Origin of the sequence: Lactobacillus kimbladii (assembly GCF_014323605.1) — a bacterium.
GTDB lineage: Bacteria > Bacillota > Bacilli > Lactobacillales > Lactobacillaceae > Lactobacillus > Lactobacillus kimbladii_B.
In genome coordinates this window covers 146,532-161,100 of the sequence record NZ_SCMB01000003.1, presented here as the reverse complement: position 1 = coordinate 161,100, position 14,569 = coordinate 146,532, and the positions used below count along the sequence as shown (strand labels likewise).

Below are 14,569 nucleotides of genomic sequence, written 5' to 3'. Positions count from 1 at the left end.
CTCCTTAATTAAAATAAATCTTGAAATGGATTAGTAGAAACTTGTGATTCTGCGACTTCAACATCCCAAGAATGTTCTTTATTCCATTCAAGCAATTCCTGATAAATTTTTTCTTTAAAAATCTTTTCAGTGTAGTGACCTGGATCTACTACCGTCAGACCGGCAGAAATCATATCGTGGCCTGTATGGTAATAAACGTCACCAGTAATAAAAGCATCAATATTCTCTTCTACTGCTTGATGCCAATATTTGCCACCATCACCGCAGATAAAACAAACTGAAGATATAGTCTGCTGATTATCAGCAGTAATTAATCTTACCATTTTTACTTGCATCTTGTCTTTGACATAATAAGCAAAGTCTTGAGCTGATAATGGCTGCGTCAGCCTCCCCTTACGTCCTATAGCAATGCCATCATCATCTGGACAAAAAGGCTCAACGTCTTTCAAACCCAACTCTTCAGCTTGCCAGTCACTTGAGCCATCATCTGCTTTATCTGAGTTAGTGTGGATAGAATAGACTGTTATTCCATGAGCAATAATTTTGCCATACATGGCATATTGGGGATTGGCAAAATCCAAGTTTGGAGCAGGGCGAAACATCAAGGGGTGATGACTGATAATCAGGTCAACTCCATTTTGTACTGCCTCGTCCACCACTTGTGGTCTGACATCTAAGGTGGTCATTATTTTAGTGACATTCTGCTGCATCGAGCCTATTTGGATGCCAACTGGATCGCCTTTACTTGCTATTTCTTCTGGAAAATGATGCTGTAAAACGGCAACTACATCTTCTACTTTAGTCATTTATTTCTTCCTCAATCATTTTTATTTCTGACTCAATTTGGTGAATATGGTTAAAATCTTTTTCTTTAGCCTTATTTAAATTAAGCAGTAATTTCTTGTGATATGCAAGCTGATTACGCCATTTTTGATAAAAAAACTGATTTTTTTCTTTTAAAATTTCTGGGCCAAAAAATATTTGCCGGTCAGTTAACCTGACAGTACTTTCCACCTTTTGTGCCTTGATCAGCTCATATATATGCCCGGCTTCAGCGATAATTTTTTCATCAATAATTTGATACTTATGTGTTGAAAGCCATTCACGCACACCAGGTTCGCCTACATTAGGTTCCAAAATTAAAGTCGCAAAATGAAAATTTTCTGACCAAGCTTCATCTAAAATATTGGTCATTAATTTACCACCCATACCAGCAATTACCACTGTATCAATTCTATCTTTGGCGCTAACTGTTTCAAGACCAGATCCCAGACGGGTTTCAATTTTGTCTTTTAAGCCGGCCGCAGCGATATCTTTTTCCGCATTTTGTAAGGGACCAGCTGCTACATCACTGGCAATAGCATAATCAACTTTACCCTCTTTTACTAATTGGATTGGTAAATAAGCGTGATCTGTTCCGATGTCAGCAATTCGGGCTCCTTGATCAACCATTTGTGCTAAAGTACTCAATCGTAAATTCATCTTTATCCTACTTTCTTTATAATAGAATTTTAGCATAATGGCTTTAAATTAGAATTAGTCAACTCTATATTTTTTAAAAAGACATTGCCAATATAGTTTTTCTCTTAATTACATATTTAATTCTTGCTTTTAGTTTTAAATTTTCTTTTTCTTTCTAAATTCCTATTTTATAATTGAACATATGAATTAAATGAAAGTGAATTGTTTTAATGGATAGAACTGAACCTGTTACTTTGACAAATATGTGTATGATAAAAAAAGAAGACAATATCTTAGTCTTGAATCGTAATGACCCATACTGGCCCGGATTGACGTTTCCAGGTGGCCATGTTGAAGATCATGAATCTTTTTATGATTCAGTGGTGCGGGAAGTTAAAGAAGAAACAAATTTAGATATCAAAAACCCTCGCCTATGTGGCATTAAGCAATTTTATGATGAAAATGATCACCGCTATCTTGTTCTTTTTTATATAGCGACTGAATTCACTGGCACAGTCAAAGCCTCAAGAGAAGGCAAATTGACGTGGATGACTAAAGAAGAACTTTTCCAACATAAATTAGCATATAATTTTGACCGCGACTTGCTGGTATACTTTAACGAAGATATTGATGAGCATATCTTGGATGGTGAACGAGATGAATTATTCTGAGGAGTATACAAATGCTGTCGGAAAAAGGAATTAAGCGTTGGCACCTTGGACAAATAATTGTTCAAGAAATTTTGCTTATTGTGGCACTTGTGCTATTTTTCAAAATCAACCCCCTAACCAAGAGTAGACTTGGAGCAGTAGTAGTTCTGCCGGTTTTATTCATACTGGTTCTATTGCAACTAACCCTTTTATGCGAAAAACATCCTGAAAGAAAGTTAGTTCAATTTAATCATTATTTTCAGTCCGTCAATATATTATTGTACTTTTTTGCACTACTCAGTTTGGAAGCAGCATTCATCAAAATTTTGAATAATAAGAATGCGATCTTTTTATTAATTCTCCTTACCCTGTATGAACTCATTATGCTAGTTCCTATGGCAGAACTGGCATGGGGCAAAGTAAAGAATCCGATTGGCCAGATCATAACTTTATTGTTGTTTGCAAGTTTAATTGTTTCGCTACCTGAAATTTTAACTATGGATAGCCATTCTTGGCTTCAAGTTCTCAACACCACAGGAATCACAGGTAGCATTTGTTTTGTGATTTCATCAATTGTTGTAATGAAAAGCTGGCATTATCAAAATCCGAGTTTGAGAATAAGTCCAAGAGCTAAGTATTCAGTTCTTGCAGTTATATTTATTTTTATTATTGCTGACTGCCTAATTAATGCTTTTAATGATGCAGATAATTTAGGACAATTGCTAACACGCTGGGATTTTCATATAACAACAAAACACGTAACTCAGTATATTTGTCAGGGCATAGAAGCTGGTGTAGCTGAAGAATGGTTAATGCGTTTTTGTGTTTTAAGTATATTACTCAAAATATTTAAAAATTCTAAAAATCAAGTTTTATTGGCAGTATTACTGGATGGTTTGCTTTTCGGTTCAATTCATCTTACTAACACACTAATGCAACCACTCTCTGCCACGATTTTACAAATGATTAATGCGTTTGCCGCAGGTATTGTTTTTGCTGCAGTTTATTTATATACAGGTTCTTTTTTGGTTAATTTGGGCTATCATGCAGTTTATGATATACTAGCCTTCCTAGCTACTGGCTCAACAGTTATGAGAGTACCCCATATCTTTGACTGGGAATATCTCTTTATTACCACTTTGATCTATTTGGCTTTTGCTTTCTTCTTATTATCAGGTAAGCGAAAAAGTGTTATTGAATATAATTTGCAGCAATGGGGACTAGAAAATAATCATGCTGCTAGCGAATTAACTTTTAGATAATAAAAAGACAAGATTTTTTTAAATCTTGTCTTTTGTTTGGCTAATTAATCTAGGAAATCACGTAATTGATTTGACCTACTTGGATGTCTTAATTTCCGTAAAGCTTTAGCTTCAATTTGACGAATGCGCTCACGGGTAACTCCAAACACTTTGCCAACTTCCTCAAGTGTTCTAGTTCGACCATCATCAAGTCCAAAACGTAAGCGAAGAACATTTTCTTCTCTGTCTGTTAAGGTATCAAGCACTTCTTCTAATTGCTCTTTCAGCATTTCATAAGAAGCATGTTGTTCAGGACTAGTTGCATCTTTATCCTTAATGAAATCTCCAAGATGAGAATCGTCCTCTTCCCCAATTGGAGTTTCTAAGGATACCGGCTCTTGAGCTATCTTTAAAATGTCACGAACTTTAGAAGTAGGCATGTCCATTTCTGCCCCGATTTCTTCTGGAGTCGGTTCACGACCTAAGTCTTGCAGTAATTGCCTTTGGATTCTGATTAGCTTATTAATAGTTTCGACCATGTGAACTGGAATTCTGATAGTTCTAGCTTGGTCGGCGATCGCACGAGTTATTGCCTGCCTGATCCACCAAGTTGCATAAGTTGAGAACTTGAAACCTAGGCTGTAATCAAATTTATCCACGGCCTTCATCAGACCCATATTTCCTTCTTGAATCAGATCAAGAAATGACATACCACGGCCTACATAACGTTTAGCAATCGAAACAACTAAACGCAAGTTGGCTTCTGCCAGCTCCTGCTTAGCTTCTTCATCACCTTTTTCAATCCTTTTTGCTAAAGAAATTTCCTGATCTGCATTCAGTAGGGGTACCCGACCGATTTCTTTCAGATACATTCTGACCGGATCATTCATCCTAACGCTTGAAGGTGCTGACATATCTTTTAATTCAGCTTTTTCAACATCTTTTTGCTTTTTCAAGGCTAATCTCGATGGATTACCCTTTTCATCAACTATACTGATGCCGTTATCTTCAAATTCCTGAACTAATTGATCGACTGCTTTTCCCTGTAGTTTATAGGGCTTAACCAGTTGAGCAACAAATTCCTTTTCAGTAATAGATTTATCTTTTTTAACATCTTTGACAACCTTTTTAACCATCTTGTCTAAAGATAATTTTTCGTTGTTAGCTGCTTTTTCCTTATCTGCCACAATAAGCCCCCCTTTAACCCTGAATTCTTTTTAACTGTAAAATTTTACGAGTAATATCTAATATTTCCTCTGTGTCAGTTTTTCGTTTTGCATCTTGTAAATCATTCATTAAATGTTGCAGTTCAATATTAATTTTGCGCATATTTAATGCGTTTATTTGCTCATCAATTTCGCGGTCTGAAAAATCCTGGGGCATGTTTGTCATTTCAGCATTAACTATTATACCTTGAAGTTCCCTCGGAATAAAATCTAAGAAACTATTAACTGTTGGATTTTCTTCATTTTCACTAAAATTTAACCATAATTCCGCTAATTTTTGAAATTCTGAGTCTGGGAACAGGAATTGATGGGATAATAGATATTCACGAGCATGTTTTGAATGAATAAATAAATATAATAAGCGAGTTTGAATAGGATCGCTAGCTTCCTGCTTTTGAACGTTATCAACTAGTGGATTTGAATAATTATAGGATTCACTTTGTTCTGGAGCAGGATAACCTTGATGCCTTTTTGCTTTATTTTGTTGCCTGCGGTATTTTGTCAAATTCACTTTAAGTGAATCTTGTGCCACTCCTTGTTCCTTGGCAATTTTGTTCAAATATAAATCTTGTTCAACTGGATTAGACAACTGAGCTATTTCTTTCATGGCCTCATCTAAGTATGCCAATTTTTCCCTATCATTTGCGAGATTATATTTCTGTCCTAACCTTTTCAAGAAAAAATCTGTTGGCGTCAAAGCGCCTTTGACTTCGTCTTGGTATTTTTCAATACCATATTTTTTAACAAATTCATCAGGGTCAAGTTTTTCAGGCAAAACAACAATTCCTAAGTTAAAGCCTCCAATTTGGTTGAACATTCTTGCTGCTCGTTCTTCGGCATGTATTCCAGGGTCATCCCCATCATAATTGATAATGATATTTTTAGTAATCCTGCGTAACATATATACTTGCTGATCTGTCAAACTGGTACCCATCGATGCGAGACCAGATTTTATTCCAGCTTTATATGCTGCAATTACATCCATATATCCTTCATACAAAATTAAATGTTTTTCACTTCGAGCAGCTTTTTTTGCTTCTGCAAAATGGAATAGAGTTTTTGATTTGGTAAATATTTCGGTTTCTGGACTATTAATATATTTAGCTTCAGTTTTATCATTAGAAAGTCTTCTTCCAGAAAAGCCAACGACATAGTCTCCTTCGTTGCTAAGCGGAAACATTAACCTCTCCCTAAAACGATCGAATAAGTCCCCATTTTGTGATTGAACAAACAAACCACTTTTTACCAGGTCCTCATCTTTAAAATTTTGTTCCCTGAGGTAAGTTAAAAGCAAATTATTTTGTTTGGGAGCATAACCAATTCGAAAGTGACTGATAATGTCATGGTCAAGACCACGCTTTTTTGCATAGTTATACCCGGGCTTTCCCGCATTAGTAGAAACTAATACTCGATGATAAAAGTCAGCTGCTTCTTCATTTATTTTGATGAGTATATTAGAAAATTTTGGTTTTTGACTGGAATATTCACCAATATCAATATGAGCAAAATCAGCTACTTTTTGAACACTTTCCGGAAAAGTTAAATTTTCCTTGTACATTAGAAATGAAAAAACGTTGCCACCTTTACCGCAACCAAAACACTTAAAAAATTGTTTTCCCTCGCTAACAGTAAATGAAGGCGTTTTTTCTTCATGAAAAGGACAGAGACCGACAAAATCCTTGCCCTTCTTTTCAAGTGAAACATACTGACTTATGACATTGACAATATTGACATTATTACGAACTTTAGCAATTGTTTCTTCAGGTATAAGACCAGCCATCTTTTCACCTACTTTTGTTTAATAACTAATTTGCTTAGATCACCGAGCCGCTTTGCAAGTTGTGCTATCCCATTAAGCTGTGCTAAACGGTTATTTTTAATAGCTTCATTCTTATCCATAATCATATTTGTCTCAAAGTAAAGATCAATGACAGGCTGTAGTTTTACAAAGCCATCATAAAGTTTTGAGAGATCATTAACCTTGCTTAAGCTGCTAACTCCATCAGCAAGTTCAGTTTCAGTATTATTTTCAAACATTTCTCGTTTTACAACATTTTGCCCCTTGTACTTAGCTTTTTGCAAAATATTGTTTATTCTGATTAAACTTTCAACAACTGGCTTGAATTTATCATCATCATGATGTAATTGCAAAACTTTTGCTGCAGCCAAAATTTGAATCGGATCCTGTTGACTTGAAGCCAAAACTGCATCTATTATGTCATATTTATAGTTGTTTTTCTGTAAGTACTGCTTAATGCGATCACGAATAAAGGATGAAATTTCCTCCTCCTGCTCAGCTTTTTTAGGTAGTTTAGCAGGAGTCTTATTTTCAAGAGCTGAAACAATTTCCGGTAAAAATTCGTTAAATGGTAATGACCATTTTTGATTTAATAAAATTCGGACAATGCCGTAGGCATAGCGACGAAGTGCGTATGGATCATTTGAAGAACTAGGGATCATACCAGCGGCGAAGAAAGTAATAATAGTATCTAATTTATCAGCTACAGATAATAATGAACCAACCGTTGTTTTAGGTAATTCTCCTTCAGAGGTAGTTGGCATGTAATGCTCTTCAATGGCATCAGCTACATCATCGTTTTCTCCAGCTAATTTGGCATAATGCCTTCCCATTACTCCTTGAAGTTCAGCGAATTCACCTACCATCTGGGTAACTAAATCAAATTTGTAAAGCTGACTGGCCCGATCAAAATCTTTGACCACTTGATCATTTAGTTGCCATTTGTTAGCCAAGAAGTCACCTATGATCCGAACGCGCTTCATCTTTTCGGACATTGATCCAATTTTATCGTGAAATGAAACATTATCAAGTTTTTGTACAAAATGACTGAGAGGGTATTTACGGTCTTCATCATAAAAGAATTGCGCGTCATCAAGCCGTGCTACTAGCACTTTTTCATTACCTAAAACAACATTTTCTAAGTAATCTTTATTACCGTTACGTACAGCTATGAAATGATTGATTAATTTATCATTTTGATCATAAACTTCAAAGTAACGTTGATTATCCTTCATGGAAGTTATTAAAACTTCCTTAGGCATTTCCAAATACTTTTTGTCAAAAGAGCCGGTGAAAACTGTAGGAAATTCAACCAAATTTGTAACTTCTTCAAGTAAACTTTTATCTGGCTTAATTTGCCAATTATTCTTTTTAACCAATTTGTTCATTTGATCAACTATCATTGTGCGACGTTTTGTTGAGTCAACAATTACAAACTGATCTTTTAAAGCATCTTCATAGTCACTACTGTTAGCTAGTACAACACTGTCGCCTAAAAAGCGATGACCTTCAGTTTTTCGGCCAGCTGTGATGTCTAAAATTTTGACTGGTATTACTTCATTACCATAAAGTGAGACCAGCCAATGAATAGGGCGAACAAATTCAAAATCATGAGAATCCCACCGCATCTTGGTTGGAAAAGTCATAGCTTTGACAATGTCGCTCATACCTAAAAGGATATCAGTGGTTTTTTTACCTTCTTTTTGAACATGAACATAAGCATATTCGGTACCTTTTAATTCCTCAAAATAAATATCATCAGTAGTCATTCCTTGACCACGAGCAAATCCTTGAGCAGCTCTAGTCCAATTTTTATCTTGATCCAGTGCAATTTTTTTGGCAGGACCCTTTTTTATTTCGTCAATATCGGCCTGTTTTTCAGAAAGCTGCTCTACTAAAATAGTCAACCTTCGGGGTGTGGAAAATGTTTTAATGCTTTTAAATTTAAGCCCGTTCTCTCTAAGAAACTTGCTGGTCTTTTCAGCTAACTGCTTAACACTCCTTTCAACGACATGGGCTGGCATTTCTTCAGTACCAATTTCAAATAAATAATCTTTAGCCATTTTCTAGTCCTGCCTTCTTATCTTCTGCATTTTTTAACAAAGGAAAACCTCTTTTTTCACGTTCTCTTACAAAACATACAGCTACTTCATGTGCCATGTTTCTAATTCTGGCCAAATATCCTGCTCTTTCAGTAACCGATACGGCTCCACGAGCATCGAGCAAATTGAAAGTATGTGAGCATTTCAAAATATAGTCATAAGCAGGCTGAACTAAATTAAGTCCAATTAATTCCTGGGCCGTTCTTTCATAAACATCAAAAAACTTTAATAGATCTTCCTGGTTTGATTCTTCAAAAGCATATTTAGAATTCTCATACTCAGCTTCTTTAAATATGTCGCGATAAAGAACCCCATCTCCCCATTCGAGGTCAAAAACGGAATTAACATCTTGTATATAAGAAGCCAGTCGTTCAACACCATAAGTTATTTCACTCATTGTTGGCTTAACATCAAGTTCGCCGACGGTTTGAAAGTATGTGAATTGACTTACTTCCATGCCGTCAAGCCAAACTTCCCAACCAACACCAGCGCAGCCCATTGAAGGATTTTCCCAGTTGTCTTCGACAAAGCGAATATCATGTTCCAAAGGATTAATACCAAGTTCCTTCAAACTATCGAGATAATATTGCTGAATATTTTCTGGTGCCGGCTTAATTACTACTTGAAATTGATGATGTTGAAACAAACGATTAGGATTTTCACCATATCTCCCGTCAGCTGGACGTCTTGAGGGCTCAACATAACAAGCCGCCCAGGGCTCCGGACCAACAGCTCGCAAAAAAGTATAAGGACTCATAGTTCCTGCGCCCTTTTCAACATCATAAGAAGGCATTACCATGCATCCCTTTGAGGACCAAAACTTTTCTAATTTAAAAATCATATCTTGAATAGTTAATTTTTTCTTTGCCATTTATATTTCCTTCCTGCATAAGACCATAAAAAAAGCCTATGCAAAACATGCATAGGGACGAGATTTAGTCGCGGTTCCACCCTAATTCAGGAAATAGTTCCTGCTCTTAATTAATTTAGCTAGAGGTGCCTTTTCCCAGGTGCTCTTTCACCCTCAACACTCGCTTAACTGGTACTTTTTTATCCTCATTATAGCCAATACATATTATTATTTTATCATAAAAAGTATTCAATCAGAAGTGCTAGTCAGTTAATTTCAATTCATCCAAAAACTTTTTAGTTTTGAGATTGAGATCAATGGTTTCCTGATAAATACGATCAATAGCTCTGCGTGTCGCTTTTTTGGTAGCAGAATTAATTTTAATATCACCTAATCTGTTAAAAGGAAGTAAAAAGATAGTTCTCAAAACAGCTGTTTCCTTTGGTTTTAAATTCAAACGAGATGGATCAGCATAAAAATGCTTACTACACAAAATACCACCTTTTTTGATTGAATAGTCAAACTCTCCCTGCTTTTCTCCACAGATCACACAGCTTCTCAGCTCTGGCTCTACTCCGTAAGCTGCTAGCAATTGCATTTGTACTATCTGAGTTATCATTTCAGGATCAGTACCTGAATTAATCTTTTGTAAAGCAAAATTAGCCAAATTGTAATACTTACCAAGGTTTTGGTATTCAATAAATGCATGATCTATCAAATCAAGAACAAAAGAAGCGTAAGCGTTTTTAATCAAATCGTCATATATTCCATCAAATTGCTTTACATTTTTGAATGTCCTCAAAGTACTCAAACCATGTCCAGAAGAATAAATGACATAAGTTCCATAAGAAAAATTAAGCAATGATGCACCTAATTTAGACTTTGCTTTTAGTGCACCACGAGCAAGCAATGTGATTATGCCATTTTTTTCTGTCATTATTTTGGCCAGTAAATCAGCCTCATGATACTTTTGCCTTTTAAAAACTATGCCATTAACTTCCTCGAGCTCACGAACCATTTAGGCCAGATCCTTCGGATTATAACCTATTTTTCTTAAAAATTGCGGGTCAGAACGCCAATTGTGCTGGACTTTTACCCAAAGATGCAAATTAACTTTTTCGCCTAACAAATCTTCAATTTGGCGTCTGGAATTGATCCCAATTTGCTTGAGCATCTTACCGCCTTTGCCAATAATAATGCCTTTTTGCCCATTTTTTTCAACATAAATTGTAGCTTCAATCTGCAACTTATTGTTTTCATGCTTATTCATTTGTTCCACCCAAACAGCGGCAGCATGTGGCACTTCTTCAGAGGTAAACTTTAAAATCTGTTCACGAATTAATTCTGCAACCATAAAATATTCTGGTCGATCAGTAATTTGATCTGTGCCATAATACTTAGGCCCTTTAGGCAAATACTGATGTAAAACCTGAATTAAATCACTAATTCCAACTCCCTGAGTTGCAGATACAGGCAAAAACTCCTTAAAAATATTTAGCTTACGATATTGATCAATTATTGGTAAAAGTTCATTTGGATTAACTTGATCTACTTTATTAATAAGGAGCACAATGGGAACTGTTGACTTTTGCAATAGTTCCGCAATATAAGCATCACCTTTGCCCATTTTTTCTGGTTCTACCATAAACAAAATGAGGTCAACATCGTTCAAGCTAGACAAGCTGGCTTTATCCATGTAATCATCTAAATCTAGGTGTGGCTTAAATATGCCGGGAGTATCAATAAAAATCGCCTGCATATCATCAGTTGTTAAAATTCCAGAGATTTTATTACGGGTAGTTTGCGGTTTGCTAGAAGTAATAGCTACCTTTTGACCCACTAAAAAATTCATAAGGGTCGACTTACCAACATTTGGTCTTCCTAGTAAAGCAACAAAGCCAGACTTATTTTTCTTCTCTTCTACCATTATTTACCTCTGCCTTCATCTAACTGATCGGGATACAATGGCAAGCCATATTCTTCCAATATCTTTCCTTGTATTTTAAACATGGTTTTTGCTTCGCTTGGTTCAATATGATCATATCCGCTAAGATGCAAAAAGCCATGGACTAGAGTATAGCCAAATTCGCGGTCCCAACCGGTACTATATTCCTTACTGTGTCGCATAATAACGCTGGGACACATAAATAAGTCACCAATATCTTCAATGAATTCAGGATCATCAAATGTGCTAAAATCAATTTGATCATCTCCATCTTCAATAGCAAAAGAGATTACATCAGTTGGTCTATCTTTACCGCGATATTTTTTATTAATTTCGTTACTGCGTTTTTCATTAATAAGGTTAATACTCATTTCCAAGTTGTTTGTTTTATTTATCTCATTTTTAGCAAGCAAGAGAAGTTGCAGAATCCATTTTTGCCAATCACGTCTTTTATCGTCCAGAAAACCAACTTCATCATTAAAAGTAATATCTATTGAATCCATTAAAACTTTTTTTCTTCCTTTTCATAGGCGTTAATAATTTTAGCAACTACAGGATGACGGACAACATCGTTAGCTGAAAACCAAATAAATTTTATTTGCTCAATTTTTTTCAAAAAACGTTCAGCATCTATCAGCCCACTCCGTTGCTTACCAGGAAGATCAACTTGTGTCATGTCACCATTGACGATCATTTTCGAATTAAAGCCTAGCCTGGTTAAAAACATTTTCATCTGAGCGTCAGTAGTATTTTGTGCTTCATCAAGGATAACAAACGCATCATCCAGTGTACGTCCACGCATGTATGCTAATGGAGCAACCTCAATAACTCCACGTTCCATTAAATGATCGGTAGTATTGGTGCCTAAAATTGCATAAAGCGAATCATAAATGGGCCTTAAGTAAGGATCAACTTTTTCTTTTAGATCACCAGGTAAAAATCCTAGCGACTCCCCCGCTTCAACTGCAGGCCTAGTCAAAATAATCCTTGAAACTTCGCCCTTTTTAAAAGCAGCAACAGCACAAACAACTGCAATAAATGTCTTACCGGTACCGGCAGGACCGATCCCAAATACAACATCATTTTTTTCAATGGCTTCGACATATTTTTTCTGTCCCATGTTTTTGACCCTAATCGGCTTGCCTTTAGCATCCCGAATTAAAATCTTTTTATATAGATCAGGAAAATATTCTGTTGTTCCTTTATCTGCCATTTTCATCGCACTGACAACGTCAGCTGGACCAATATTAATATTGGCATTAATAACGTTGTCTAAAGCTTTCAGGACAGCTGCAACTTTTTTAATGTCATTGTCATTACCTTGAATAGCTATACTATTGCCAGTATCAACTACACTAGCATTATACCCGGTAGATAAAAGGCTTAAATTGTTATCATTAATACCAACTAATTTTTGTATATTCTCAGGATTTTTAGGAATAAAATTGGTTTGGGCCAAATAACTCTGCTCCTTTTCTTGTGCTTATTTCAGCTGTTTACGCACCACATCAGAAGCTGCTTTACCATCAGCTTTACCTTTGATTTTAGGCATTAAAACTTTCATTACTTTACCAAAATCTGATTTACCTTGAGCATTAACTTCTGCAATTGCCGATGAAACTGCTTGGTTTAGTTCCTCTTGCGTCATTTGCTTAGGCAGATAACTTTCAACAATAGCTAATTCCTGCTTGGTTTCATCTGCCAAGTCTTTACGATTAGCTTTGGTAAATTCCTCAATTGATTCTTCACGCTGCTTTTTTTCTCGGCTAAGGACCGTCAGTTCTTCTTCAGCGGTTAAATCGTGACCAGCTTTAATTTTTTCATTCATCAGTGCGGATTTAATCATGCGCACGGTGTTCAGTCTAACTTTGTCACGCGCTTTCATCGATTCTTTCATATCTGACATTATTTGCTCAGATAAACTCAAATGAATTCCCTCTTTCTTCACAAAATCTAGCTAAATTATAACAAATTTACATCCTAGTTTAAATTAAATAAAACATTAAACTTTAATTATTGTTAATAAAAAACGACTTCTATCTGCTTGATAAAAGTCGTTTTTTAGATTAATAATGTCTGCGTTTCCGAGCAGCTTCGGATTTCAATTTCCTACGAACGCTAGGTTTTTCATAAAACTCGCGCTTGCGGTATTCCTGTAAAGTACCACTTCTAGAAACGGAACGTTTAAAACGACGAAGAGCATCATCAATAGACTCGTTTTCGTGAACGACTGTCTTGGCCATATGTGATCCCTCCTTCCATTTCTTGACGTTACCGTCATACATTTAACTAAATTATATCAAACATCACCGGCGGGTCAATACAAACGAACAATATTTTTCAAATTTTTCACAGGAAAAACTTAATCTGTTAATGATTTTGGTTAAATTGTATAATTAGAGAAAAAAAGGAGTAAATAATGGCTGAAGAAACACCCAAAAAAGAAGTTAACATGATAATAATTTCAGATTCTGCTGGTGATACTGCTTTTAACAATGCTGTTGCCGCAGCCGCCCAGTTTCCTGATGCACAGATTAATTACAGGAGATATCCATTCATAATTAATAAGGAGAAATTAGAAGATACTTTTGAAGAAATAGTTCAATATCCAAATTTACTGCTTATTTATAGCTTGGTAAAAGATGAAATGCAGATTCCAGTTATTCGTTTTGTTAGGGAGCATCAAATACAAAGCGTTGATATTTTATCACCAGCAATCGAATCAATTCAAAAATTAACTGGTCTTAAGCCACAACAAAGAATTGGTGCCCAGCATAAAATGAATCAAAAATATTTCGACCGCATTTCCGCAATGGAGTTTGCGGTTATGTATGATGATGGCAAAGACCCTAAGGGGTTTTTAGAAGCTGATGTTGTACTTTTGGGAGTCTCAAGAACTTCCAAAACCCCCTTGTCGCTTTTTTTAGCAAACAAAAATTTAAAAGTGGCTAATTTACCTCTGGTACCCGATACCCATATTCCTAAAGAAATATATCAAATTGATCCTAAAAAAATCATTGGCCTGACAAATGACATCTCGGTCTTAAATGAAATCAGACGTGAAAGAATGATTTCTTATGGTCTAAATCCCGATACATCCTATTCCAATGTTGATGCGATTAAAAAAGAATTGGATTCTGCCCAAAAACTTTATGATCAGCTTGGCTGTTTTGTCATAAATGTTGCTCACCGCTCGATTGAGGAAACAGCAGCAATTATCATGAACCACTTAGGAGTTCAAAACTAATTTTTTCTTTGTTTGCATTGTTTTCATTATTTAACTTCCATATAATTAA

The 14,569-nt window shown here is 35.6% G+C and carries 15 protein-coding genes; 3 read left to right on the top strand and 12 right to left on the bottom strand.

The window, feature by feature from the left end; genetic code table 11:
• Positions 1-8 precede the first annotated feature (8 nt).
• Entirely contained in the window at positions 9-806 is a 798-nt protein-coding gene (locus ERK18_RS05930) for a Nif3-like dinuclear metal center hexameric protein (RefSeq protein ID WP_187154690.1), read from the bottom strand.
• A complete protein-coding gene (locus tag ERK18_RS05925) occupies positions 799-1,482 on the bottom strand; it encodes a tRNA (adenine(22)-N(1))-methyltransferase (RefSeq protein WP_187154689.1) in 684 nt (227 codons plus the stop codon). Before ERK18_RS05925 ends, ERK18_RS05930 begins: the two co-directional genes overlap by 8 nt.
• Positions 1,483-1,691: 209 nt before the next feature.
• On the opposite strand from ERK18_RS05925, the gene ERK18_RS05920 reads away from it, so the two are divergent.
• Positions 1,692-2,132 (top strand): 8-oxo-dGTP diphosphatase, encoded by a 441-nt coding sequence (locus tag ERK18_RS05920; protein ID WP_187154688.1) that lies wholly within the window; start codon positions 1,692-1,694, stop codon positions 2,130-2,132.
• Positions 2,133-2,143: 11 nt separating this feature from the next.
• Positions 2,144-3,373: a CPBP family intramembrane glutamic endopeptidase gene (locus ERK18_RS05915; protein WP_187154687.1), complete on the top strand. Its 1,230-nt coding sequence runs from the start codon at positions 2,144-2,146 to the stop codon at positions 3,371-3,373.
• Between the two features lie 44 nt (positions 3,374-3,417).
• Here ERK18_RS05915 and rpoD read toward each other — a convergent pair whose 3' ends face one another.
• The 10 genes from rpoD to rpsU form a co-directional block, all read right to left on the bottom strand.
• The gene (gene rpoD / locus ERK18_RS05910) at positions 3,418-4,539 is read right to left on the bottom strand and encodes an RNA polymerase sigma factor RpoD (protein ID WP_187154686.1); all 1,122 of its coding nucleotides are present in this window, start codon (positions 4,537-4,539) and stop codon (positions 3,418-3,420) included.
• Between the two features lie 13 nt (positions 4,540-4,552).
• Complete coding sequence (gene dnaG, locus ERK18_RS05905) at positions 4,553-6,358, bottom strand: DNA primase (protein ID WP_187154685.1); 1,806 nt, start codon at positions 6,356-6,358, stop codon at positions 4,553-4,555.
• Between the two features lie 8 nt (positions 6,359-6,366).
• Positions 6,367-8,439: a glycine--tRNA ligase subunit beta gene (gene glyS / locus ERK18_RS05900; RefSeq protein ID WP_187154684.1), complete on the bottom strand. Its 2,073-nt coding sequence runs from the start codon at positions 8,437-8,439 to the stop codon at positions 6,367-6,369.
• Positions 8,432-9,349: a glycine--tRNA ligase subunit alpha gene (gene glyQ, locus ERK18_RS05895; protein WP_046332149.1), complete on the bottom strand. Its 918-nt coding sequence runs from the start codon at positions 9,347-9,349 to the stop codon at positions 8,432-8,434. Before glyQ ends, glyS begins: the two co-directional genes overlap by 8 nt.
• Positions 9,350-9,590: 241 nt before the next feature.
• Positions 9,591-10,346 (bottom strand): DNA repair protein RecO, encoded by a 756-nt coding sequence (gene recO / locus ERK18_RS05890; protein ID WP_187154683.1) that lies wholly within the window; start codon positions 10,344-10,346, stop codon positions 9,591-9,593.
• Positions 10,347-11,255: a GTPase Era gene (gene era, locus ERK18_RS05885; RefSeq protein WP_187154682.1), complete on the bottom strand. Its 909-nt coding sequence runs from the start codon at positions 11,253-11,255 to the stop codon at positions 10,347-10,349.
• On the bottom strand, positions 11,255-11,776 hold the full coding sequence (gene ybeY / locus ERK18_RS05880; RefSeq protein ID WP_187154681.1) for an rRNA maturation RNase YbeY: 522 nt from the start codon (positions 11,774-11,776) through the stop codon (positions 11,255-11,257). The genes era and ybeY overlap by 1 nt, the downstream gene beginning before the upstream one ends.
• Positions 11,776-12,732, bottom strand: coding sequence for a PhoH family protein (locus tag ERK18_RS05875; RefSeq protein ID WP_187154680.1), 957 nt, complete (start codon positions 12,730-12,732; stop codon positions 11,776-11,778). Before ERK18_RS05875 ends, ybeY begins: the two co-directional genes overlap by 1 nt.
• 24 nt (positions 12,733-12,756) lie before the next feature.
• On the bottom strand, positions 12,757-13,200 hold the full coding sequence (locus ERK18_RS05870; protein WP_187154679.1) for a GatB/YqeY domain-containing protein: 444 nt from the start codon (positions 13,198-13,200) through the stop codon (positions 12,757-12,759).
• A 139-nt stretch (positions 13,201-13,339) separates the two neighbouring features.
• Positions 13,340-13,516, bottom strand: coding sequence for a 30S ribosomal protein S21 (gene rpsU / locus ERK18_RS05865; protein ID WP_009560161.1), 177 nt, complete (start codon positions 13,514-13,516; stop codon positions 13,340-13,342).
• Positions 13,517-13,692: 176 nt separating this feature from the next.
• Between rpsU and ERK18_RS05860 the strand changes: the two genes are divergently transcribed.
• Positions 13,693-14,520, top strand: coding sequence for a pyruvate, water dikinase regulatory protein (locus ERK18_RS05860; protein WP_187154678.1), 828 nt, complete (start codon positions 13,693-13,695; stop codon positions 14,518-14,520).
• Positions 14,521-14,569: the final 49 nt, after the last annotated feature.

Excerpts from the sequence above, each read along its gene's own strand:
- ERK18_RS05920 (WP_187154688.1), top strand. The coding sequence starts at position 1,692 with ATGGATAGAACTGAACCTGTTACTTTGACAAATATGTGTATGATAAAA.
- era (WP_187154682.1), bottom strand. The coding sequence starts at position 11,255 with ATGGTAGAAGAGAAGAAAAATAAGTCTGGCTTTGTTGCTTTACTAGGA.
- recO (WP_187154683.1), bottom strand. The coding sequence starts at position 10,346 with ATGGTTCGTGAGCTCGAGGAAGTTAATGGCATAGTTTTTAAAAGGCAA.
- ERK18_RS05860 (WP_187154678.1), top strand. The coding sequence starts at position 13,693 with ATGGCTGAAGAAACACCCAAAAAAGAAGTTAACATGATAATAATTTCA.
- ERK18_RS05925 (WP_187154689.1), bottom strand. The coding sequence starts at position 1,482 with ATGAATTTACGATTGAGTACTTTAGCACAAATGGTTGATCAAGGAGCC.
- ERK18_RS05915 (WP_187154687.1), top strand. The coding sequence starts at position 2,144 with ATGCTGTCGGAAAAAGGAATTAAGCGTTGGCACCTTGGACAAATAATT.
- ybeY (WP_187154681.1), bottom strand. The coding sequence starts at position 11,776 with ATGGATTCAATAGATATTACTTTTAATGATGAAGTTGGTTTTCTGGAC.
- rpsU (WP_009560161.1), bottom strand. The coding sequence starts at position 13,516 with ATGGCCAAGACAGTCGTTCACGAAAACGAGTCTATTGATGATGCTCTT.
- glyQ (WP_046332149.1), bottom strand. The coding sequence starts at position 9,349 with ATGGCAAAGAAAAAATTAACTATTCAAGATATGATTTTTAAATTAGAA.
- ERK18_RS05930 (WP_187154690.1), bottom strand. The coding sequence starts at position 806 with ATGACTAAAGTAGAAGATGTAGTTGCCGTTTTACAGCATCATTTTCCA.
- glyS (WP_187154684.1), bottom strand. The coding sequence starts at position 8,439 with ATGGCTAAAGATTATTTATTTGAAATTGGTACTGAAGAAATGCCAGCC.
- dnaG (WP_187154685.1), bottom strand. The coding sequence starts at position 6,358 with ATGGCTGGTCTTATACCTGAAGAAACAATTGCTAAAGTTCGTAATAAT.